Below are 1201 nucleotides of genomic sequence, written 5' to 3' on the forward strand. Positions count from 1 at the left end.
CCTCATAATGGAGGCTCAATGAAGGAGTGTTTATGTCAGCCAAAAATTTCACTGAAGAATTCAAAATTGAAGCCGTACAACAGATTAGCGAGCAGGGATACCCTGTTTCTGAGGTTGCGGCACGACTCGGTGTTTCTACCAACAGCCTTTACGCGTGGATTAAGCGTTACCAAAAACCTGAACCACAGCGAAAGCAGGACGATGCCCTTCAGCACGAAGTAAAGCGCCTCAGGCAAGAACTTAAGCGTGTGACTGAAGAGCGAGATATTTTAAAAAAGGCCGCCGCGTACTTTGCAAGAACGTCAGGCTGAAGTACGCCTTCATTAAACAAATGTCCTCCTTTTATGCTGTACGCCGGTTGTGTCTGGTTCTTGGCCTCCATTACAGCGGTTATTACCAGTGGCTAAAGCGACCTCAATCTTTGCGTGCCAGGCAAGATGAGCGCCAAACAGGTCTTATTAAGCAGCTGTGGCTTGAAAGTGGTACGGTTTATGGTTATCGAAAAATCTGGCTCGATATGAAAGACTTGGGTGAACGCGCTGGGCGTAACAGGATCGCGCGCCTAATGAGGCTTGCAGAGTTGGCTTCTCAAACCGGATACCGGAAACGACGCTATTACGGCGGCGGAAAGCCTTCAGTTGCCAGCCCTAATTACCTTGAGCGCCAGTTCATTGTTCCTACCCCAAATACTCATTGGGTGAGTGACATGACCTATATAAGAACGCATGAGGGTTGGTTGTATCTGGCCGTTGTTCTCGATCTCTTCTCGCGCCGGGTTATCGGCTGGAGTATGGGTGGACGAATGACAGCAGAGTTGGTGATGGACGCCTTGTTGATGGCGGTGTGGCGACGCAAACCAGCGGCAGAAGTACTAATCCATTCGGATCAGGGTTCTCAATATACGAGCGAAAGATGTCAGCACTTTATGACAGCTCACAATTTAAAAAGCAGCATGAGTCGTCGTGGGAATTGCCATGATAACGCGGTGGCAGAAAGTTTTTTCCAGTTGCTGAAACGAGAACGCATAAAGAAACGGATCTATAAAAATAGAGAAGAAGCAAAGGCTGATATCTTCGATTATGTAGAGATGTTTTATAATGCTAAACGTCGGCATAGTGCCTGTGAAGATCAACCCCCTGCAGTTTATGAAAGTGCCTGGTTCATGAGGCACGCTACCGTCTAGGAAACTGGGGTCTATTCA

General features: G+C 47.8%; 1 protein-coding gene. It reads left to right on the plus strand.

Annotated elements, in window-relative coordinates; genetic code table 11:
• Positions 1 to 32 precede the first annotated feature (32 nt).
• A protein-coding gene (locus DBA33_RS20250; protein ID WP_120807111.1) for an IS3 family transposase occupies positions 33 to 1183 on the plus strand; the annotation gives its coding sequence in 2 pieces (ribosomal slippage) (positions 33 to 270 and positions 270 to 1183; 1152 coding nt in all).
• Positions 1184 to 1201 lie beyond the last annotated feature (18 nt).

Origin of the sequence: Yersinia sp. IP36721 (assembly GCF_003634395.1) — a bacterium.
GTDB lineage: Bacteria > Pseudomonadota > Gammaproteobacteria > Enterobacterales > Enterobacteriaceae > Yersinia > Yersinia entomophaga.